Origin of the sequence: Gilliamella sp. Pas-s25 (assembly GCF_009795885.1) — a bacterium.
In the GTDB taxonomy this organism is placed as follows: Bacteria; Pseudomonadota; Gammaproteobacteria; order Enterobacterales; family Orbaceae; genus Gilliamella.
Genome location: NZ_WTEV01000001.1, coordinates 154063 through 175675 on the forward strand (window position 1 = coordinate 154063; position 21613 = coordinate 175675).

Here is a 21613-nt window from a genome sequence, read left to right on the forward strand (position 1 = left end):
AGATAAAAGAGTAGCAGATAAATGAGTGAAACAGTTTATGGCCTGCACGCCATTGAAGCATTATTAGCGCGTTCGCCAGAAAGAATTATTGAAGTATTTATTATTAAAGGGCGTGAAGATAAGCGTCTTATTGCCGTTGTACGTCAGTTAGAGCAACTTGGTTTGCCAGTGAAAATAGCTAACCGTCAATGGTTAGATGAAAAGTCAAAAAACGGTGTGCATCAAGGCATTTTAGCCATGGTTAAACCAAGTCGAGGTTATCAAGAAAATGATATTCCTTTACTTATGGAAGGGCAGATAAACCCCGTTATCTTAATTTTAGATGGTGTGACCGATCCGCATAATTTAGGCGCTTGCATAAGAACCGCTGATGCCGCTGGAGTCGATTTTATTATTGTGCCAAAAGATCGCTCAGCACCGCTTAATTCCACCGTACAAAAAGTTGCCTGTGGCGCAGCTGAAAGTGTACCGGTGGTTAGAGTGACCAATTTAGCACGCACGATGCGAATGTTACAAGATGAATATCAAGTTTGGATTGTGGGCACTGCTGGCGAGGCAGATAGAACACTTTATCAAACCGATTTTTATAAAACATCAACAGCGACTTCACTTGCTTTGGTGATGGGTGCGGAAGGTGAAGGGATGCGCCGTTTAACAAAAGAACATTGTGATGAATTAGTCAGCATCCCCATGGCTGGCATTGTGTCATCACTTAATGTGTCGGTAGCAACTGGTGTTTGTTTATTTGAAATTGTTCGGCAAAAATCAACTATCAAAACCTAATCTCAATGGTCATAACCGTATTGGTTATACTCAATACGGTTTAAGATGATCTTATTCACATTATTCTTATATAGGCGTTGTTTACGGTAATTTTAGAAACTACGGTAAAAATATACATAATAACGCCAGATCACCGACAAGCGATCTAGCGCTTATATCACAAAAAAGATAACCGCAACAGGTTGGACTAAATCCTTTATAGTCACCATCTAACTATTGATAACATGCTAGACAAAGCTTGATTGAAGCTATTTGCTCCTTAACCCATAAGAAAGAATATTATAAAACCACCAATTACAGCATTGAATGTTTGTTGAATGTTGAAAAATTTATTGAATATAAAATACGAAAATAAGCTAGGTATTTACCCTATGTTCACTTTTTAGGTTATATTTTGTAAAAAATATTCAGGAGTCTATACCGTTTCGTGATTAATTACGAATTTGCAGTATCTATTTATTAAAACGTGTGATAACCGTCAGAACAATCAAATATACACAAAACCGCTTATCCTTAAATGCATGGGAAAGCTGAAAGCGATAGCGATTTTAATAAAGATGTGGTGTTCACTTTTAGATTATATTTTTGTAAAAAATATTCAGGAGTCTATACCGTTTCATGATTAATTACGAATTTGCAGTATCTATTTATTAAAACGTGTGATAACCGTCAGATTAATCAAATATTCACAAAACCGCTTGCCCTTAAATGAATAAGAAAGCGTGAGAAGTACTTTCATGGTGATGTGGCATAATTAGCAACTATTTGAATATTCAAAGGATAGAAAGCAACATGTTAAGCGATTTCCGATAAAACATCTTATGCCTTTTTAGAAGACTATTTTAATCATGAAATTTAAACAACACAGCTTTTTGCTACACCTTATTTTTATTCTATAGATAGACATTATCCAATTGCTTGGCTTGGCTCAATGCTATTTTATTCTTCCCATTTTTATTGAATTTTCTATCACTAATTTGCCATTTTTATTGGCAAAAATACCAACTAGGTAAGCAAATCTATCTCACTTATACTTAATTTATGAAGTCAATAGGTGAATAAGCTTATGCGAACAAGAACCATTGAGTTATTTAAGAAATTTATTTCAATCGACTATCCGATCACCTCCGAGATGTTGTCGGAAGAGTTTCAGATTAGTGCGCGAACCATTCGCAATGAAATCCAAGAAATTAATGAGTTTTTAACGCAAAGACAATTTCCTTTAATTTCAACAGTGCGTAGTAAAGGTTTTATAATCAATGCGACGCAAGATCAAAAACAGTTAATTCACAACGCATTGTTGGGCGTGCCAACTTCATCAATTTTAAGTAAAGATGAACGTCAGTTTGATTTGTTACTGTCTATTGCGTTTTCTGCCTCTCCAACCATTCTCAGTCATAAAGAAAGTGTTTTTTTTGTTTCAAAAAGTGTTTTAGATGAAGATATTAGAAAACTTAAAACTCGGCTGAAAAAATATGATATTGAATTAATCAGCCAGCCTAAACAAGGTATGCAGTTTGTTGGATTGGAACGCTCTATTCGTTTAATGATGTATGAAGCGATTAATCAGTTCGCAGGTAATTTAGAATTTGATAAACCATTAAATGAATTAAGCTTGATACAGCAGTCATTGTTTAATTATATTCCTCAATCTCTTATCTGTGACTTATTAAAATTAGCCCACCAAACTATTAGCCAGATTCATGATGAGATTTATATTCAACAACTGGTTGTTTTTACTGCTATTTGGGTAATTAGAAACCAGCAGCAACATCATCTCACCATGATAAGAACTGATTTTAATAATAATGATTTGGGCGAAATAGCAAAATTTATTCATTTGGTTTGTCGGCATGTTGCTTTGCAAGTTAATAGGCAAGAACAACAATACATTATTTATATGCTAGAAGCGTTCAATACCAAGGATATCAATAACTATATAGAGTGGGTAAATGCACAGTTATTAGCGATTAAGTTAGTTAATTATGTCGAAGAAAAAACACAAATTCCATTTTCAACTAAACAAGAACAGCTGTACGAAAATTTATGTAAACATTTAGCAGGTCTTATTGCGCGAGTGAGTAATAATATTCATATTATTAATCCATTACTCGATAACATCAAACAAAACTATGGTGCAATTTATTCAGTTATTGCTATGTTTATGCAAGAACTTGAAACGACCTTAACTCATAAAGTATCTGATGACGAAATTGCCTTTTTAACTATTCATTTTTCTACCTTTGCAAGCGCAATTAATCAAGAGCGAAGCTACTATTTTAAAGCAGTGGTCTTTTGTGACCATGGTATAGCAACTTCTAACTTATTAGCAGAAACACTTAAAGAGTTTTTTAATATTGATGTACTAGCCATTTTGGGACGTAATGATCAGAATTTATTAGCTCAACTCGATTTTGACTTAATATTTTCTACTTTTCCATTACCGCACTTAGCTCATCCAGTATTGGTGTTAGAACCGATTTTAAAAGAGAAAAATCATCCTATTATCACTGATTTCTTAGCTAAGCACAGGGCTAATCAACGCGTTGTAAATCATTTGGTTGATGCGACCGATCTTTTCTATTCATTGGTTGATTTGATTCAACAAAGTGGTGGCATCATGTCAGCACCTATTTATAACCAACTCGAAAAATGTTTAGCGATTAATAATCTTAAAATCAATAAAAGGAAAATCCAGCCTATGTTGAAAGATATTCTTACCGATAATGACATTATATTGCAGCAAGATAGTTCAAATTGGCAACAAGCGATCAAAATTGCGGCTGAGCCATTATTAAAAAAACAATTTATTTTACCATCTTATATTGATGCCATGATTACGTCGGTCGAGCAATATGGTCCGTATATCGTTATAGGCAAAAATTTAGCGTTGGCACACGCTCGCCCTGAAGATGGCGTAAACCAGTTAGGGGTGAGTGTCGTGACTCTCCGTCATCCCGTGGATTTTGGTAATTCAGAAATGGGACCTGTCAAAATCATATTTTGTTTAGCTGCTATCGATTCGTTTTCTCATCTCAATATTATGCGTAGTTTGATTGAGTTGATTAATGATGAACAAAAACTTGAAAGCTTAACAATGTGTCATTCGGTACAGCAATTTAAGAACATTTTATTTAATGAACCTAATTCGGATTGAACCATTAAATTATAGGAGGATTGAAAATGAGTAATTTAACTATTTTATTTGTTTGTGGTGCGGGATTAGGCAGTAGTTTTGCCGCGCAAATGGCGACTGAAGATGTGCTAAAAGCCAAAGGAATTGATGCCAAGTTGGATCATACTGATATCTCATCTGCTGCTTCTATGAACGCCGATATTATTATCACTGCTGAAAATTTTCGCCCACAGTTTGCTAAGTTTAATATCCGTGAACAGACCTCAATTGTTTATCTCAAAAATATTGTCTCAAAAACTGAAATAGATGAGAAGTTAAGTCCAGTATTGCAACAAAAAGGACTGCTTTAAATTGCCAAATAGGAGAATACTATGAACGTAATTAACTTTATTATCGATAATATTTTAACGCAAGCGTCGATAACAATTAGTCTCATTGCTATGTTTGGCTTGATGTTGCAACGTAAATCAGTAGGTCAAATTATTTCGGGATCGCTTAAAACATTATTGGGCTTTCAAGTGCTCAATGCGGGATCAAGTATCATTGTTGGCAGTTTGACCTATTTCGGGCACATTTTTACCGCTGGATTTGATATGCAAGGGATTATCCCGTCTATTGAAGCGATTAATGGTCAAGCCATGAATCAGTTAGGTTTAGGTCGTGATATTGCTCTGACTTTTTTGATGATTTTTATCTTTAATATTCTAATTGCCCGTTTTACTCGCTGGAAATATATCTTTTTAACTGGTCAGGCTATTCTCTGGATGGCAACCATGACCACGGTATTTGGTAGTTTTGCTGGACTTTCTGGAGTCGTGCTAATTGTAGTTGGCGGTTTTATTGGTGCACTTTTTGCGGTATTTATGCCAGCTATTGCACAGCCGATTATTCGTAAAGTGACGGGATCTAATGACATTGCGCTTGGTCACTTTTGTACAATTGGTTATTTATTTGAAGCGGGTGTTGCTTATGTTGTGGGGGAGCGAGGTGAAAACAAACGTTCAATAGAAGAGATGAAATTACCTAAATCATTTGAATTTTTGCAAGATACCTATCTGTCAGTTATGGTCGTTATGATCCCACTCTATATTATTACGGTTCTTTTTGCCGGCGAGGCGTATGCTTCAACATTATCGGGTAGCCAACATTATGTGATGTATGCCTTTACGCAAGCCATCATTTTTGTTGTGGGGATCTATGTGTTATTAGCTGGCGTTAGGTTATTGCTCGGCGAAATTGTACCTGCGTTTAGAGGTATTGCAATGAAAGTGGTTCCTAATGCTATACCGGCGCTTGATTGTCCTGTGTTTTTTCCTTATAGCCCAAATGCAGTCATATTAGGGTTTATTACCACATCAATTGGTACTGTGATTGCGATGTTGACGTTGCCAGCTTTTGGATTAGCCATGATTTTACCTGGAATGTTAACTAACTTTTTTGCTGGTGGTACCGCAGGCATATTCGGTAATGCTGTTGGTGGTCGCCGTGGTGCGCTCATTGGTGGTATTGCGCATGGTTTCTTTATTACTTTATTACCTGCATTACTGGTGACTATCTTTAATCAAATGGGCTTTATTAATGCTACAGCAACCGATGTTGATACAGTTACAGCGGCGTTACTTTATGCATGGATTTTAAGTCCTTTATTAAAGCATTTTTAGGATAGGAGTTTGCTATGTTTAACTTTTTTAAAAAAAGTAAGCCCAAAAAAGAGTTGGTTGATAAACCAGACATAACAAGTAGCCTGACATCAACACAAATTGACCAAATTGAACAATCAATTAGTCAATTGTTACAACAAATTGATCATACAGATGATGCGGTAACTTTAGCCTCATTATGTGAAACAACAGGGCTTCTTTATTGCCAATTAGATCGTGTTGATTTTGCAATTGAGTATTTAGAAAAGAGTTTACAACATAAAAAATCAATTGGAGAAGGTTATAAAGCATTAATGAATTTGTACAACCATAAACGTGCCGATGCCGCAAAACATGGTTCAATGGACGATATTGATTTTTGGATGAATAAGATGGATTCCATGCGCAACATTGCCAAACAAGTTACGGTTCAACGAGATTAAAGGAAATGATTATGTATACCACACTAAAAGATGTCACTTTATTAGCTCAAAAACTCAATTTTACTGTTGGTGCGTTTAACACGCACAACTTAGAAATGCTGCCTGATATGCTACGCGCAGCGAAAGAAGTAGGTGCACCAATTATTATACAAACTAGCGTTGATACCGCACGCTATATTGGCTTTAAAGTATTGGTTAATGCGGTAAAAGCAATCGCCGATGAAGAGATTGTTGATGCTGTATTACATTTAGATCATGCAAAAAATTTTGATGATATTAAAGAAGCTATCGATAGTGGTTTTACCTCGGTGATGTTTGATGGCTCATCCTTACCATTTAAAGAAAATATTTTAAAAACCCGTGCGGTGGTTGAGTATGCGCATGCACGTGGCGTATCGGTCGAAGGTGAATTAGGCACGATAGGCGGAACAGAAGAGGGCATTCATGTTGATCCTAACGATCGAGTTTATACCAAACCGAAAGATGCGTTAGCGTTTGTTCAAGCCACGGGTATTGATGCATTAGCTGTTGCCATTGGTACTAATCATGGACAGTTTAAATCAAAAACAGAGGTGAATATTCCACTATTAAAAGAGATTCACGCTATGATAGATATTCCTTTGGTTATTCATGGTGGTACTGGTGTTAAAGAAGAAGATTACCCAGAACTGATTAATAATGGTATTCGTAAATTTAATGTTGGCACAGAGCTCTTAGTTAATTGGACGCAAGTTGCCAAAGATAAGTTTGCTGATACTGAAGTGAATAAATCATTACGGCACAATATTATTCCCGCTAATCAAGCGGTTAAAGAAATTGTCAAACATAAAATGAGTTTGTTTCTTAACGTTAATAGTCGTATTAACTAAGGTATGTAAGCATGCAGAAATATTTAATTTTACTGGCAGGCTGTCCATGTACGGGAAAAACCTATCTAGTTAATCAATTGCAACAGCAATTTAAAGATAGCTTTGTTATCACACCCGATGAAGCCAAAATTTTATATGCTGAGTCTATTGGCTTTAATTGTAAAGCTGAAAAGGAAGCGTTAGAACACAAAGTTTGGCAATTTTATTACGGTGTTTTACAACTGTATATGGATGCAGGTAAAAGGGTGATTATTTCTGAATATCCATTTAGTGATAAGCAAAAAAGGCAACTGAGTGAATTTGCTGAGCAATATCACTATCAAGTGATAACCATTCGCTTAGTTGCTGATTTTGATGTGATATGGCAACGTCGTTACCTGCGTGATCGTTCACCTGAGCGCCATTTATGCCATATTATGCAACATTATCATTATGGCGATACGTTAGAAAATCGAAATCTTGCTGATGATTTAATCACTAAGGATCAATTCTATCAAGTTTGCCAAATGCGGCAGTATGATCAATTTGTTTTAGGTAACTTGATTCAAGTTGATGTCACTGACTTTACTAAAGTAGATTACTCAAGATTATTGAATGAGTTGAAGCAAATAGTTAAGTTATAAATAGTGCCATTATCAAAATGAAAATGCCGACCAATTTTAGTCGGCATTGTTATTTTAAGTACTAGCTTTTTATTAGGTCAACATCGATCCCTAGTCCTTTGGCAATTCCAGAACCATAATCAGGATGCACTTTGTAGAAGTGTGTGAGCTGCCTAATTTGAATGTCTCGATTTACGTTTTTCATAGATCCAACGATATTATCAATAAGCAGTTGTTTTTGATCGGGATTCATTAAATTAAATAATGCACGTGGCTGTGAGTAATAATCGCCATCCACACGATGATCATGCCTATCCATTGTCCCAGCAGGTACATGCATTGGCGGTTCGGCATATTGTGGTTGCTGTTTTGGTGCACTATCTACGCTATTAGGCTCATAGTTAGGGGCATTATCAGGGTTGTAATAACGCATTGCACCATCGCGTTGATAATTATGCACAGGACATTTTGGAGCATTGATCGGCAATTGTTGATAATTAGTACCAATACGATAGCGGTGTGCATCGGCATAAGCAAAAATTCGACCTTGTAGCATCTTATCTGGGGATAAACCTGTTCCAGGCACCACATTACTTGGTTCAAAGGCAGATTGTTCAACTTCCGTAAAATAGTTTTCTGGATTACGATTGAGTTCCATCACGCCGACTTCGATTAATGGATATTGTTTTTGTGACCACACTTTTGTGACATCAAACGGATTTTCAGGATGGTTATTGGCTTGCTCTTCAGTCATAACTTGTATATAAAGCCGCCATTTTGGATAGTCTCCTCGCTCAATGGCTTTGAACAGATCTTCTTGTGCAGAATCTGGATTGGTTCCATCTATTTCCGTTGCTTTTTTAGGATGGATATTTTTGATCCCCTGTTCGGTTCGAAAATGCCATTTAACCCAAGTTCGTATACCATCTTTATTAATTAAGCTATAGGTATGGCTACCATAACCGTGCATATGACGATAACCATCAGGAATACCACGATCCGAAAATAAAATAGTGACTTGATGAAGTGATTCTGGCGATAAAGACCAAAAATCCCACATCATTTGTGGATCTTTTAAATTAGTTTTGGGATCACGCTTTTGCGTATGAATAAAGTCAGGAAATTTGAGTGGATCACGAATAAAAAATACCGGGGTATTATTGCCTACGATATCCCAATTACCTTGGTCGGTATAAAACTTGACTGAAAACCCACGTGGATCCCGTGCTGTATCAGATGAGCCTCTCTCTCCTCCTACCAATGAAAATCGAGCAAAAATTGGAGTTTGTTTACCAACACTGGCAAATAGACTGGCGTAAGAATATTGGGTGATATCATTAGTGACAGTAAAAGTACCATGTGCGCCAGAACCTTTGGCGTGAACTCGTCGTTCAGGGATATTTTCACGGTTGAAATGAGCAAGTTTTTCGATAAGCTGAAAATCATCTATCAACACAGGACCTTGGGGACCGGCAGTTCGAGAGTTTTGATTATCGGCTATTGGGGCACCGTTATTATTGGTTAGTTCTTTTTTTTCTGACATTGCAACACTCCTTTATATGATATTAAAAAAGCCTTGAGGGATAAATACTCAATCGTTTTTTGAATATTGTGTCCCAGAGACTTTGTTTGGGACTTGTAGAGCGTGATAAAAAAGATCATTTTTAAATTGATCTTACCTACTTTAAAAAAATATATTTTACTTTTCAAGTAGAATATTTTTGATTTGAAGATATTACAAATATTGGTTTGTAAAACATTAAGTTGTTTCAATAAAACCTTTAATAATTACTTCACACCTGTTCAACCAACATAATCTATTAGAAACGTCGAACTGTTTACATTATATGCTTAAAATAATCCTCTAGGAAACTATAAGGTATTTTATCCAAAATCGCTGAAACTTCTGTTTTCTATTTTTTGAATCGCTAAATATTTGCCGGTTGATGCCATATCATCATCAAAGTGCATATTAATTTTTCTGTTTTCTTATTCGTTGCTGGGCTAGCAGGTTGAGTGAATTTTTCATTTATATGGGGGTTATCACCTATTTTATTGGTTATTGGTTCTAAATAGATCAACTCTTGTTAAAAATATTCAGGAGTCTATACCGTTTCAGTATAAAAACATAGAGAGTTTAACAGAAATGATTTTTGGTTACATCTAAACATTAATACAAGGGGGCACCAACTAGTGATTAGCTCCTATTGTGTAACGATGGTAAGGCCCCTATGTGTATATAGAAATGCTCCATTTAAATAACAAAACTAAAACTAAATAAGCTTTGAAAACGTTCAATTAATTAAAATAATATAAAAATTATAATGTTATTAATTAATTGTTATTGTTCTATTTATCTCCATTTGATAACAAATTTATTCTTTCCGATTGACAAATATAAATTTTATGATGAAATATTATTAAGAATGATTATCATTATTATTATAAAGTGAAAATTTAACGATGAATGCATCGTTATTATATTTGTGGATGGATTTTTTACATGAAAAAAGTAGTAATATCGGCTTTACCTTTGTTGTTAGTTAGTTATAATCCTGCAGTTTTCGCCAAGCAAAATCAAATCAGTCAAACTATCGTCGAAAATAGTGATGATGAAGTCAAAAATAAAGATGATGTTATTGTTGTGACATCACCTATTCCTAAAATATCGAAGCCACAATCGGTTGATTCTGCTCAAATAACGCAAATGAATACAGGTGATGGTAACATCACCGATCTATTAAAGACGTCACCAGCAGTACAAATGTCTAATAGTAGTTATAATGGTATGACTCAAGGAGAGATTAAACCAGCCGATATCTCAATTCATGGCAATACTAGTTATCAGAACAATTATCAGTTAGACGGCATTAGTTTTAATAATGATGTCGATCCGGTTGATCCTGGATTAGGGGTAACCAATACCCGTGTCGATAGTGATGAACAAGGTCTTTACATTGATAGTCGTCTAATCAATGAAATTAAATTATATGACAATAATATTCCTGTTGAATATGGTGGGTTTACAGGTGGTGTTGTGGATGTGATTAGTCGTCATTGGAATCATGAGACTAATGGTAGTATTTTTTATCGTAAAACTCACTCTTCATGGAATAAGACACATGTTGATCCAGCAATTAATTTTGATAGTTCAGCAAATGATGCAAGTCATCCGAGTCGATTTCAACCTAAATATAGTAAACAAAATTTTGGTGGTTGGTTTGAAACGGGGATTACCGACAATCTAGGTTTGATGTTTGCTGCATCTAGAAGAGAATCGGATATTTCTTCAGTCACTTATCAAGGCCCTTCATTATTATTAGAAGGAGATGATTTGATTGAAATTCGAAAAAACGGTGGCATGAAAAACCAAACACGCGTTTCAGATAATTTTTCATCTAAATTTACTTGGTATGCTACTGACCAAACAATCGTCAATCTTTCGGCCAATTATTCTAAGTATGATAATTATTCCTTTGCTGCAACTGTAGCTAATTCTGGCTATGATACTAAGCACAATGGGTTAAGTATGGCGTTGCAACTAATGCATGAGTTTGATTTTGCCAAATTAGATGTGACCACTAGTTATCAAATGCTAGAAGATAAAAGAACCAATGATCAAAATTATTTTGTTACGTTAGTTGATTATTCTGATTGGCGAAATCCCGTGCAATATCATTCGGGAGGCGTTGGTAATTTAACCACTAAACAAAATAATTGGGGATTTAAATCAAAGCTTGAGTTTATGCCTATTAATTGGTTGAATGTAACGCATGAGCCCTCTATGGGGTTTGAATTGACAAAAACCAAAGCTCGCTATATTCGCAATGAAGATTTTTATCGTTATACCTATACTGGTACATGGGATTCTCTTCCTTGGCTCTCTTTTGCTGATCATGCTTCAGTTTTCCAAGCAGGTCATTATCAAGCAAGCTATGATAATTACACACTATTTGCTGATGATACAATGCAATATGGTCGCTTAACTGTTCGTCCAGGGATACGAATTGATTATGATAGTTTTATTAAAGATGCCAATCTGGCCCCAAGATTAGTGACTAGTTTTGATGCTTTTGGTAACGGTAATACTGTCTTAACTACGGGGTTTAACCGTTATTATGGTCGTACTATGATGGCTTATGCTTTATATGGTGCACAAAATGCAGGATTAAAGAACTGTTATTATTTTTGTACTCCTGGACAAGTTGATGAAGATTGGATAAGTTCAAGTGATTTTGAGGGGTTAGATTCACTTTCTACGCCTTACAATGACGAAATTAGCTTAGGCATTGAGCAGATCGTAGATAATAGTTTATGGCAATTACAATATGTGCATCGCGAAAGCTATGATGAAGTTCGCAGTCGTCCTAAATATAATAATGGTAGATCAAATGTTCGAACCTTTGATAATTCTGGGCGTAGTAAGCATGATACTGTTTCACTAACGGTAAAAAATAGGCTACCTATTGAGTTTTATCATGCTGAACATACAGCATCAGCATCTATTTCATGGCAGCAAAGCAAAAGTAATTCACCTAAAGAATTAGGGTATGCGCATTATGATCCAGCAAATAACGTTCGCCATGATAAAGTTTGGTATAACGGTAAAATAATTAATGCATCGGATTTACCCGCAACCGATTTTAATATCCCTGTTAAAGTCAATGTTGAGCTCACAAGTAAGATCCCTGAATATGATTTAACTCTTTATAATTTAGTGCAATGGCAAAGTTCACGGCATCAAGCTGTTCGCTATAGTAACCAATATTACATAGATCCTACTACGGGTAATAAAATGGCAAAATACGAAAAAGAACGCTTTGCCAGTACTTTTCGGTGGGATACTAAACTCGGTTGGACACCAAGTTTTGCTAAAGGAGCTAATTTTTCGGTAGAAGTTAATAATATTTTAAATAAAAAAAATGTTATCGATCGTTATGTTTATGGTGCTGATAAGGTTGGTAATGATAGAGTTGTCAATGCTTATGCACCAGGTCGTCAGTTTTGGATTCAAGTTGGTTATGACTTCTAATTTACATAAAACGTTATACTTTTGTCAAAATAATATAAATTTTAGTACCGCATAAATATGCAAAAAATTAAACAATTTTTATATTTAGTAAAGCCATTTTGGTGTTCATCAGCATCAAAGGTGGCTTGGTTATTATTACTCTCTGTTATCGTATTAAGCTTATCTACTGTATGGTTTAATGTTAAATTAAATCAATGGAATGGTGATTTTTATAATGCTTTACAGACTTTAAATGGGCAAATTCTTTATCGTTTATTAGGCGATTTTATAGTTCTTATTGTTATTATGATTTTGGTTGTTGTGTACGCTGATTATTTACAAAAGAAATTGTTAATAATTTGGCGTCACCACATGACAGAAAAGGTAACTAAGCAATGGTTATCTAAACATTCTCACCACTATCACCTTAAATGTAGGCAAGATAAACTAGATAATCCCGATCAACGTATTGCGGAAGATGTTTATTTACTAATCAAACAATCATTGGATTTATTGCTTTCATTTTTGCGTTCATGTATGACGTTAATCTCTTTCACTGCCATTCTTTGGACACTATCTGGTGCTATTTCCTTTACTTTGCTATCGATGGATATTTATATTCCAGGTTATATGGTTTTTGTCTGTCTTATTTATACATTATTAGGCGTTATTTGTACGCATGCTATAGGCAAACCATTACATAAGATTAATGTGGAAAAACAAAGAAGTGAAGCTGATTATCGTGCAGCCTTGATTTATTGTCATCAATCTAGCGAAGCAATTGCTGGTCAACATGGTGAAAAACAAGAAACAGCTAGATTACAAAACAAATTTACTGCTATTATTCATAATTGGCAAAATTTGATGAATAATGAAAGAAATCTTTCATTTTTTAGTGTAGGTTATCAACAAGTTTCTTCTTTAGCCCCCATTTTTTTTGCCTTACCGGCATTTATTGCTGGCTTAATTAATTTAGGTGGCTTAATGCAGATTAGGCAAGCCTTTATGCAGGTTTCATCGGCATTAAGTTGGTTTATTTATGCATACCGAGATATTGCTATTTGGCAAGCAACGGTAACTCGGCTTTATCATTTTATTCGACTTTTAGATGAGCTACCTGAAAACACTATTATCCCATCTACCAATAAGGATAAGTTACTCGATGCACAAGTAGTATTACGAAGTGCGGATAATCAGCAGGTATTATTATCAACTAATATTGAGTTAGCTAAGGGAGATACTCTATTACTTCAAGGGCTTTCTGGTATAGGCAAATCGACACTATTAAAAGCCATTAGTGGTTTTTGGGCAAACTATCAAGGTGTCATTCAACGCACAGATAATTATCTGTGGATCCCACAAAAAATTTGGCTTAGCTATGATAGATTAGATAATTTATTGACTTATCCAGCGTGTCCGCAAAGTTTTGCTCGAGATGCACTAATTGAAACGTTGTCATTGGTGGGTTTAGATAAATTAAATAGTGAATTAGAAACGGAAGATGATTGGAGCAACCGTCTATCGGGTGGGGAACAGCAACGCTTAATGTTTGCTCGATTATTACTTAATAAACCCGATCTGATATTATTAGATGAAGTAACTTCCGCATTGGATTTACCAAGCGTTTATCAACTTATTTCGTTATTACAAGAAAAACTGCCTGAAAGCGCAGTGATCTTTGTTTCTCATCAGCCGATACAAAATTATGTTAAATACATGATCAATTTAGATACTAATGTTAATCCGTCAAGTCAAGAATTAGCTAAACTGAACAGTATTGTTGATAATGTGTTTGTATCTAAGGTTTAAATACTATGTTAAAAAATTATTTATATCGTACTTTATTTATTTTATTGCTAAATTTTCCTCATTTATGTTGGGCAATAACGCCAATTGACACTGATCCAGCAATAGAAACTTACCAATTAGAGAATGGTTTAACCGTTTATCTACAACCACGCCCAAAAGCAGGATTAGAATTAAGGTTAATTGTGCACAGTGGTTCCTTGCAAGAAAATGAAAAGCAACTAGGTTTAGCGCATTTTGTTGAACATATGGCATTTAAAGGAACAAAAAATTTCCCAGATAAATCAAGTTTTAAGTCGCTAGAAGAGCATGGTATTCATTTAGGTAGCCATATAAATGCTGCGACCAGCTTTAATTCTACTGTATACCGTTTGTCGTTACCAACTAGTACAGATCAACAGGTAGAAAAGGGATTAATGGTATTATCTGATTGGGCTTATCATATTTCTTTTGAATCGAAAGATTATGAAAGTGAACGCGATGTTATTATCGAAGAATGGCGTTTACGACAAGGTGTGGCTTATCGTATTAATACTATCTTAGATGAATTACGTTATCATGGTAGCTTATATGCTGATCGAGCACCGATTGGTTCGTTAGATATTATAAAAAATGCGCCTGTAGAAGAGGCGAAAACCTTTTATTCCAATTGGTATCAACCTCAAAGAATGAGCCTAGTTGTTGTAGGAAACTTTGATACTAAAGTCGCAAAACAGTGGATTGCTAAGTTTTTTGGTCAACGTCCTCGAGGTAATGCACCTGTTGATGTTCCTCAATTAAGGGCTTTTGCATCGCAGAGTGAGCCATTAGTTAAGATTATTCTTGATCGTGAACAAGGGCAAAGGCTAATACAATTAGCATTACAACGTAATTTGCCAACAACCTTAAATACACCACAAGGCATAAAAGAAGACGTTTTTGATCTAGTCTGGTTAACACTACTTAATCAACGGTTATCGTTATTGGTAGAAAATCAGATATTGCCTAATTCTCAAGTTAATCAACAAGGGATCTTATTTGATGATAAACGTATGCAATATCTTATTTTTGCACAGCCAAAAGATCAACAGTATTTAGATGTAATAAAGCATCTTTTTACTGAATTACAGCGGATGTCAACCAATCGTGTATCTGAAATTGAATTGCAGCAGGTAAAAACGCAAATCTTGACAAAATTAAAACAACAATCAGAAAATGAAAGTAATTATCAAAATGATTATTTAGCTAATCAATTAGTTAACAACATCACCAATAGTTTGCCCATACAAAATAAACAGCAACAATTAACACAAACAGAAAAGATTTTAAAAAATGTTAATCCAGAACAATTGCAAACAATGGTGGCTGAAAGGTTAAATAGTGCTGATTTACGGATTGCTATTATTGGACCTGATAGTGATGAAAAAGCTATTAATATATCTCAAATCAAACAATTATGGCAATCTATTAGGCAAACTCAGCTAGGTGACTTTTCTTTTAAAAAGGTGGATGTTAACCTTGATATAGTACCGTTAGAGCAAGGAAAGATTAAAACAACCCGTAACATCAGCGAAATAAAAGCATATGAGTGGCAATTAAGCAATGGACTTCGTGTTATTGCTCGTCCTGATAATACTTTATCAAGTGATATTGAAATATTATTACAAATTCCAGGAGGATTATCCCTAGATACCTATCAACAATTAGGTATTATGCGTTGGTCTCAAAGATTGGCTGAAGCCAGTGGATATGGATCTTATAGTGCAGCAAAATTAAACCAATTTGAACGGCAACATCAAGTTAGCGTTTACCCTTATGCAGAATTACTTTATCATGGTTTACGTGGAAAAGCCCCCAATGATCAATTAGCATCATTATTTAAATTATTCTATTTGAAATTAACAGCGGCTAATTTTGACCCAGAAAGATTAGCTAAGACCAAACAACAATTGGGCTTGGCTTACGCAAAACAACCTGTTGAAAGACAATTTTTAGATTTAATCAATAAAAATGCTTTTAACCATGGCGAGCGTTTACTCGTTTCGCCAAAAGGACCTTGGATCAATTTTACTGCTGATCAACTTAAACAATTCTATTCACAAACGTTTAGCTTACCGCTATCAGCTAATATTATTATTTCTGGACGTTTTAATATTGATGACATTAAGCCCTTAGTGGAATGTTGGTTTGCAGGTTTACCTGTTGTTGATAGGAAAACTACATGGATAGATAATGGTATCACACCAATTCATCATTCAATGCAAAAAGCCTATCCAATGGCTAGCAGTGATAAATCGATGGTCAGCATACTTTATTCTGAGCAAAAATCATGGCAGCTTAGTGATCAACTGAAACTTGAATTACTTGATTATATTGTTAATTTAAGGCTACGTCATTATGTAAGGGAACAAGCTTCTGGTGTTTATACGATTATTTTTTCTCAACAATTGATTAAATATCCGACTCCTTATTATTTGGCTAGGTTAAATTTCACCACGGCACCAGATAAGGTTAACGCTTTAACTTTACTGGCTGATAAAGTGATTCAATCAGTAGCACATGATGGTATTACCTTAGATGAACTAGAGCAGGCGAAAAAATCATGGTTACTCGATCATCAAGAAAAGGTGACAAGTTCTACTTATTGGTTAACAGCTATGGCACAAATAGCTGCTGATGGAGATCGTTTTGATGAGTTAAAGACACAACCAAATATCATTGAAGCTATCGCATTGGAGGATATCAATCATTTAGCGAAGCAATTATTAGGTAAAAATCCAAAAATTTTCACTTTATTGCCAAAAGAAAATAACAGCTTGAATCAATAAAATTATTAATTTTGTTATGGAGTTAAAGTAATAAGCCAGCATATGGGGTATTACTTTTAATCCTATATTTTAGATGTTTTTATACGGGTAATCTCTATGTCCTACTCTCATAATTATGATCGGCTTATTGTTTAATCAAACTTTTTAGTGACAAAAAGATGCCTTATATAAACAAAAATATGGTTTCCAGTTTAAACCATGAGCCATTAAATTTGCTTAAACAACGGTTATTCTATTTATTTTAGGTGTCTAATTATGGCAAGTCTTTTTATTTTGAATCTTCGTTTTCCTAATAAACTAATTTTTATATCTAGGCAGAATTTCTAGATATGAAGGTAAAACTGTTACAATTTATTCTTTATAATAAGAATAATTGTAATTTATAGTTTCAATAAAAAATAAAACAATTTAAGCATAGATGATTTCAGGTAATTGAACATCCCATGGTTTGTTATCTAGCTGTTGTACTTTTTGGCAAGCAAATGCAAGCCCAATAGGTAAAATTTGTTGGGTTTGATAATCTGCTAGTAATCGGTCATAAAATCCGCCACCCATTCCCATACGATAACCTCGTTGATCAAAAGCAACCAGCGGGGTGAAAACAATATCCAGTTGGCGGGAAGGAAGCACATTTAATCTATTTAATTCTGGTTCTAATATACCAAATTTATTTTTTATAAGTTGAGTTTGGCTAGTATATTTTAAGAAGAGTAAATGTTTGGAGGAAAATGGGTGAATAATAGGTAAATAAACAGATTTATTTTGTTGCCATAAATAATTAATTATAGGTTGGGTTTCGACTTCGCCATCAAATGATAAAAATATAGCAATATTTTTTGCAGCATTAATCGCTTGGTGACGGGCAATTTTTTGATATATAGCTTGTTGTGCAATCTCACGTTCATCGGGAGATAATTGTCGTCTTTTTTGACGGATAATTTGCCTAATATTCATCAGTTTTCACTGTTGCTGCAAGTTCGAAAGAACACTCCAAGATGTCGTTAGGGTCGTAACCCTTGAACCCAAGGTTCAAGGTGAACATCGTGTTTTAATTTTTAGGTTTCCTTACAAGTAAGGCATACACACCAACTAAAAGTCACTCCGTTCTTAAGTTAAGAATATCGGCTCAGGGGACTAACCCGCATCGCGATCATCTCAGAGATGGATACCATAATACAAAATTTAACGGATCATACAATACCATTTGTATTAAATTTACAATTTAAATGGTTAATTGTTGGGATTTAAGGCAGAATCAAGTAATTGCTGTAACATTTTAAGCCGATTACCAAACTCATTGCTTTTTTCTTTTTCTTTGGTTAATTCATAAGAAATGTTTAGCGCGGCAGTCATAATAAGTTGATCGCTACCAACTTGTGGAGACTTTTCTCGTAAATTTGTTAAGCGCGCATCAAGATCCTTTGCTGCACAATTAAGTGCGTCGACTTCATCAACCGGACAATTAAATTTTAATGTTCGTCCAAAAATTTGAATAGTGACAGCTTGAGTTTCCATATTTAACCTATTGATTCATAAAATTATTAATTTTATCGATAATGTGCTTTTGGTCTAATCCCATCTCTTGTCTAATTTCGCTTTGCGCTCCTTGAGAAATAAACTTATCAGGGAGTCCAATATTTAAAACATCACATTTTATTTTTTTCGATAATAAATATTCACCGACACCGCTACCGGCACCGCCTTTAATACTATTTTCTTCAATAGTGACAAGTATATTATGAGTTTGGCTAATGTGCAAAAGGACTTTTTCATCTAATGGTTTAACAAAACGCATATCAATGACTGTAGCATTGATTTGCTCAGCTGCTTGTAAAACTTCGGTAAGCAAAGTGCCAAAATTAAGTAAAGCAATATTCTTACCTTGTCGGTATAATTTAGATTGCCCTAAAGGAATTACGGTTAATGGTGTTAATTGTGTACCAGTGCCTTCCCCTCGAGGATAACGCACTGCCGCAGGTCCATTATGTAAATAGCCTGTGTACAGCATTTGCCGACATTCGTTTTCATCACTCGGTGTCATAATGACCATATTAGGTACACAGCGTAGATAACTTAAGTCAAATGCACCTTGGTGAGTTTCACCGTCGGCGCCAACGATGCCAGCACGATCGATGGCAAATAATACAGGTAGGTTTTGAATGGCAACATCATGAATAACTTGATCATATGCGCGTTGTAAAAAAGTTGAGTAAATAGCTACAACAGGCTTTAAGTCACTAATTGCAAACCCAGCAGCTAGGGTAACAGCATGTTGTTCAGCTATTGCAACATCAAAAAATTGGTCTGGATAACAATTGGCAAATTTTGTCATACCTGAACCTTCGCTCATTGCAGGGGTTATTGCCATTAAACGTTTATCATTTTGCGCCATTTCGCATAGCCAATCGCCAAAAACTTGCGAATATGTTGGGATTGCTTTTGTGGCGATAGGTAAGATGCCTTCATTAGGATTAAATTTTGGTACGCCGTGCCATAAAGTCGGATCTTTTTCAGCTGGCGCATAACCTTTGCCTTTTTGTGTAATCACATGCAGCAGTTGTGGGCCTTTTAGTTGGCGAACTTTTTGTAAAGTTGTCACTAGACCATCAACATCATGCCCGTCAACAGGACCTATATAATTAAAACCTAGTTCTTCAAATAAGACGGCTGGTGTGATTAATCCTTTTAAGTGTTCTTCAGTCTTTTTAATCAGTTCTTTTAATGGCGGAATATTTGCTAATACACGTTTGCCACTTTCCCGAAAAGAGGTATAGGCTCTACTTGATAAGATTTGAGTAAGATGTTGGCTTAGTGCGCCGGTATTTGCTGAAATCGACATGTCATTGTCGTTAACTATCACTAGCATATCGGGCTTAACATGACCAGCATGATTCATCGCTTCAAATGCCATACCAGCCGTTAATGCACCATCGCCAATGATAGCGGCAACTTTTTTACCTGATTGTTTTTTTTGTTCACTAATTGCAATTCCAAGCGCAGCACTAATTGAAGTCGAAGAATGCCCTGTGGTTAGTACATCATATTCGCTCTCATTACGATGAGGAAATGGATGAAGCCCTCCTTTTTGGCGAATAGTGAGCATTTGATCGCGACGACCAGTCAAAATTTTATGAGGATAGGCTTGATGACCAACATCCCAAATAATTTTATCAAAAGGTGTATGATAGACATAATGCAGTGCTGTGGTTAATTCAACCACGCCTAGCCCCGATGCTAAATGACCACTTGATTGGCTAACACATGCTAGTAAATATTGCCTAAGCTCGTGGCAAATCGCCGATAACTGTGACTGAGGAAAACCTCTTAGATCCTCGGGCGAATCTATCTGTTTTAACAATGGGTAATTATCTAAATTCATTATGTAATGCTATATTTTAGTTAGTTGTTAACTATTACGATTAATAATAAAACCAGCAAGATCCTGCAATGGCTGGCTATTATAAGGTATTGGCTTTAGACTATCGATAGCTTGCTGATAAAGTTGCTCAGTGAGTTTTATTGCGTTATCAAGTCCAATTAATGCAGGGTATGTGCTTTTTTCATGAGCCAGATCTGAACCTTGCGGTTTACCCATAATAGATTGCTCACCAATGATGTCTAAAATATCATCTTGAATTTGAAATGCCAGTCCAATTGCTTCGGCATAGTGATCGAGTGTTATAAGGTATGGTTTTGCTATATCATCACAAGCAAAAGCACCTAAACGAATAGCTGCTTTGATTAAAGCGCCAGTTTTATAACAATGGATTTTTTGCAAATGTTCAAGGTTAATTGACTGATGTGTGGCTTGTAAATCGAGCGATTGACCAAGGCACATACCGGTAACACCACTGGCATGGGCAAGCTCAGCTATCATTTTGATTTTAGCATCTGCATCGATTAACTCACTGCCTGCTAATAATGAAAAAGCTAAGCTTTGCAAGGCATCACCAGCCAATATTGCTTGTGCTTCACCAAATTGGATATGGCAGGTTGGTTTGCCTCGGCGTAAATCGTCATTATCCATGGCGGGTAGGTCGTCATGAATCAATGAATAGGTATGAATTAATTCAATGGCGGCAGCCACTTCGTCTAATTTAGAAAGCGGGCAATTGAACATTTTGCCTGTTAAATAGACTAAAATAGGTCGAATCCGTTTGCCACCAGCCAGCAAGCTGTAACGCATTGCTTGTTGAAGTGTGGATGGCTTAATTTGTGAAATACAGGTAGTTAAAAACGAGTCAATTCGTTCTTGTAATGGTTTTAAACTATTCATTATTATCATTTGAGAACTCTGACAGTTCGGCATCACTATTTTCAGATAATAAAATCTGAATGCGTTGCTCGGCTTGCTGTAACTGTTTTTGTCCTGCTTTTGCTAATTTAATTCCTTTTTCGAACTCAGTTAGCGCTTCATCTAATGGTAAATCGCCGTTTTCTAGTTGAGATACAATGGTTTCGAGCTGTTTAAGTGTCTGTTCGAAACTTACTTCTTTGTCTTGTTTTTTTGCCATTT

16 protein-coding genes and 1 other RNA gene are annotated in these 21613 nt (G+C 35.3%); 10 read left to right on the top strand and 7 right to left on the bottom strand.

The window, feature by feature from the left end; genetic code table 11:
- Positions 1 to 21: 21 nt before the first annotated feature.
- The 7 genes from rlmB (at position 22) to GQ593_RS00745 (ending at position 7494) form a co-directional block, all read left to right on the top strand.
- On the top strand, positions 22 to 783 hold the full coding sequence (rlmB, locus tag GQ593_RS00715) for a 23S rRNA (guanosine(2251)-2'-O)-methyltransferase RlmB (protein ID WP_160430166.1): 762 nt from the start codon (positions 22 to 24) through the stop codon (positions 781 to 783).
- A 1066-nt stretch (positions 784 to 1849) separates the two neighbouring features.
- A complete protein-coding gene (locus GQ593_RS00720) occupies positions 1850 to 3940 on the top strand; it encodes a BglG family transcription antiterminator (RefSeq protein ID WP_160430167.1) in 2091 nt (696 codons plus the stop codon).
- 26 nt (positions 3941 to 3966) lie between these two features.
- Entirely contained in the window at positions 3967 to 4269 is a 303-nt protein-coding gene (locus GQ593_RS00725; protein ID WP_091346064.1) for a PTS sugar transporter subunit IIB, read from the top strand.
- 21 nt (positions 4270 to 4290) lie between these two features.
- The gene (locus GQ593_RS00730) at positions 4291 to 5580 is read left to right on the top strand and encodes a PTS sugar transporter subunit IIC (protein ID WP_160430168.1); all 1290 of its coding nucleotides are present in this window, start codon (positions 4291 to 4293) and stop codon (positions 5578 to 5580) included.
- Positions 5581 to 5594: 14 nt separating this feature from the next.
- Positions 5595 to 6002, top strand: a complete 408-nt coding sequence (locus tag GQ593_RS00735) for a hypothetical protein (RefSeq protein WP_091346059.1) — start codon at positions 5595 to 5597, stop codon at positions 6000 to 6002.
- A gap of 11 nt (positions 6003 to 6013) precedes the next feature.
- On the top strand, positions 6014 to 6871 hold the full coding sequence (locus tag GQ593_RS00740) for a class II fructose-bisphosphate aldolase (RefSeq protein WP_160430169.1): 858 nt from the start codon (positions 6014 to 6016) through the stop codon (positions 6869 to 6871).
- Positions 6872 to 6882: 11 nt separating this feature from the next.
- A complete protein-coding gene (locus GQ593_RS00745) occupies positions 6883 to 7494 on the top strand; it encodes an AAA family ATPase (RefSeq protein WP_160430170.1) in 612 nt (203 codons plus the stop codon).
- Between the two features lie 61 nt (positions 7495 to 7555).
- On the opposite strand, the gene GQ593_RS00750 is transcribed toward GQ593_RS00745, so the two are convergent.
- Positions 7556 to 9016, bottom strand: coding sequence for a catalase (locus GQ593_RS00750; protein ID WP_160430171.1), 1461 nt, complete (start codon positions 9014 to 9016; stop codon positions 7556 to 7558).
- A gap of 960 nt (positions 9017 to 9976) precedes the next feature.
- Between GQ593_RS00750 and GQ593_RS00755 the strand changes: the two genes are divergently transcribed.
- Genes GQ593_RS00755 through GQ593_RS00765 form a run of 3 tightly spaced genes read left to right on the top strand, consistent with a single transcriptional unit; the run spans position 9977 to position 17097 of the window.
- Complete coding sequence (locus tag GQ593_RS00755) at positions 9977 to 12505, top strand: TonB-dependent receptor plug domain-containing protein (RefSeq protein ID WP_160430172.1); 2529 nt, start codon at positions 9977 to 9979, stop codon at positions 12503 to 12505.
- A gap of 57 nt (positions 12506 to 12562) precedes the next feature.
- Entirely contained in the window at positions 12563 to 14293 is a 1731-nt protein-coding gene (locus GQ593_RS00760) for an ABC transporter ATP-binding protein/permease (protein WP_160430173.1), read from the top strand.
- 5 nt (positions 14294 to 14298) lie between these two features.
- Positions 14299 to 17097 (top strand): M16 family metallopeptidase, encoded by a 2799-nt coding sequence (locus GQ593_RS00765; RefSeq protein WP_160430174.1) that lies wholly within the window; start codon positions 14299 to 14301, stop codon positions 17095 to 17097.
- Positions 17098 to 17505: 408 nt separating this feature from the next.
- Here GQ593_RS00765 and GQ593_RS00770 read toward each other — a convergent pair whose 3' ends face one another.
- From GQ593_RS00770 to xseB, 6 genes are all read right to left on the bottom strand, one after another.
- Positions 17506 to 18051, bottom strand: a complete 546-nt coding sequence (locus tag GQ593_RS00770) for a 5-formyltetrahydrofolate cyclo-ligase (protein WP_160430175.1) — start codon at positions 18049 to 18051, stop codon at positions 17506 to 17508.
- 30 nt (positions 18052 to 18081) lie between these two features.
- Positions 18082 to 18262, bottom strand: a non-coding RNA gene (gene ssrS / locus GQ593_RS00775) — 6S RNA.
- Between the two features lie 65 nt (positions 18263 to 18327).
- Positions 18328 to 18612: a cell division protein ZapA gene (gene zapA, locus GQ593_RS00780; RefSeq protein ID WP_065638104.1), complete on the bottom strand. Its 285-nt coding sequence runs from the start codon at positions 18610 to 18612 to the stop codon at positions 18328 to 18330.
- Between the two features lie 7 nt (positions 18613 to 18619).
- Positions 18620 to 20476: a 1-deoxy-D-xylulose-5-phosphate synthase gene (dxs, locus tag GQ593_RS00785; RefSeq protein WP_160430176.1), complete on the bottom strand. Its 1857-nt coding sequence runs from the start codon at positions 20474 to 20476 to the stop codon at positions 18620 to 18622.
- Between the two features lie 27 nt (positions 20477 to 20503).
- Positions 20504 to 21373 (bottom strand): (2E,6E)-farnesyl diphosphate synthase, encoded by an 870-nt coding sequence (gene ispA / locus GQ593_RS00790; RefSeq protein ID WP_202115317.1) that lies wholly within the window; start codon positions 21371 to 21373, stop codon positions 20504 to 20506.
- On the bottom strand, positions 21366 to 21611 hold the full coding sequence (gene xseB, locus GQ593_RS00795) for an exodeoxyribonuclease VII small subunit (RefSeq protein WP_085247520.1): 246 nt from the start codon (positions 21609 to 21611) through the stop codon (positions 21366 to 21368). Before xseB ends, ispA begins: the two co-directional genes overlap by 8 nt.
- Positions 21612 to 21613: the final 2 nt, after the last annotated feature.

Coding starts and splice junctions, on each gene's coding strand:
- ispA (WP_202115317.1), bottom strand. CDS start 21,373: ATGAATAGTTTAAAACCATTACAAGAACGAATTGACTCGTTTTTAACT.
- rlmB (WP_160430166.1), top strand. CDS start 22: ATGAGTGAAACAGTTTATGGCCTGCACGCCATTGAAGCATTATTAGCG.
- GQ593_RS00765 (WP_160430174.1), top strand. CDS start 14,299: ATGTTAAAAAATTATTTATATCGTACTTTATTTATTTTATTGCTAAAT.
- dxs (WP_160430176.1), bottom strand. CDS start 20,476: ATGAATTTAGATAATTACCCATTGTTAAAACAGATAGATTCGCCCGAG.
- GQ593_RS00760 (WP_160430173.1), top strand. CDS start 12,563: ATGCAAAAAATTAAACAATTTTTATATTTAGTAAAGCCATTTTGGTGT.
- GQ593_RS00735 (WP_091346059.1), top strand. CDS start 5,595: ATGTTTAACTTTTTTAAAAAAAGTAAGCCCAAAAAAGAGTTGGTTGAT.
- GQ593_RS00745 (WP_160430170.1), top strand. CDS start 6,883: ATGCAGAAATATTTAATTTTACTGGCAGGCTGTCCATGTACGGGAAAA.
- GQ593_RS00750 (WP_160430171.1), bottom strand. CDS start 9,016: ATGTCAGAAAAAAAAGAACTAACCAATAATAACGGTGCCCCAATAGCC.
- GQ593_RS00770 (WP_160430175.1), bottom strand. CDS start 18,051: ATGAATATTAGGCAAATTATCCGTCAAAAAAGACGACAATTATCTCCC.
- zapA (WP_065638104.1), bottom strand. CDS start 18,612: ATGGAAACTCAAGCTGTCACTATTCAAATTTTTGGACGAACATTAAAA.
- GQ593_RS00740 (WP_160430169.1), top strand. CDS start 6,014: ATGTATACCACACTAAAAGATGTCACTTTATTAGCTCAAAAACTCAAT.
- xseB (WP_085247520.1), bottom strand. CDS start 21,611: ATGGCAAAAAAACAAGACAAAGAAGTAAGTTTCGAACAGACACTTAAA.
- GQ593_RS00725 (WP_091346064.1), top strand. CDS start 3,967: ATGAGTAATTTAACTATTTTATTTGTTTGTGGTGCGGGATTAGGCAGT.
- GQ593_RS00730 (WP_160430168.1), top strand. CDS start 4,291: ATGAACGTAATTAACTTTATTATCGATAATATTTTAACGCAAGCGTCG.
- GQ593_RS00720 (WP_160430167.1), top strand. CDS start 1,850: ATGCGAACAAGAACCATTGAGTTATTTAAGAAATTTATTTCAATCGAC.
- GQ593_RS00755 (WP_160430172.1), top strand. CDS start 9,977: ATGAAAAAAGTAGTAATATCGGCTTTACCTTTGTTGTTAGTTAGTTAT.